Below are 428 nucleotides of genomic sequence, written 5' to 3' on the forward strand. Positions count from 1 at the left end.
GAAGGGCACCGTGCCGCTGTTGTGTGGGCTCATGACCGGTTCGGCACCGAGTTGACGTGGGGTATCGAGGACTGCCGCAACATGTCGGCGCGGCTGGAACGCGATCTGCTGGACGCCGATCAATCAGTGGTGCGGGTCCCGACGAAGTTGATGGCTGCGACCCGTAAGTCAGCGCGAACCCGGGGGAAGTCCGATCCGATCGACGCCGAGGCGGTCGCGCGGGCGGTGCTGCGTGAACCCGACCTGCCGGCGGCCTCTCACGACGAGGTGTCACGTGAGCTGAAACTGCTTACCGACCGACGTGATGTGCTTGTCGCCCAACGCACTTCGGCGATCAACCGACTGCGGTGGAACCTCCACGAACTCGACCCCGGGCGCGAGCCGGCGCCACGTAAGCTGAACGCCGCCACCCATCAGCAGGCGCTGCG

Annotated in this window: 1 protein-coding gene; it reads left to right on the forward strand. The window is 66.6% G+C overall.

The window, feature by feature from the left end; genetic code table 11:
- Positions 1 to 428, forward strand: a 428-nt coding sequence (locus AC5Y2S_RS28945; protein ID WP_499960059.1) for an IS110 family transposase, incomplete at both ends; no start/stop codon positions are given.

The organism is Mycobacterium sp. NGS69 (genome assembly GCF_059812165.1).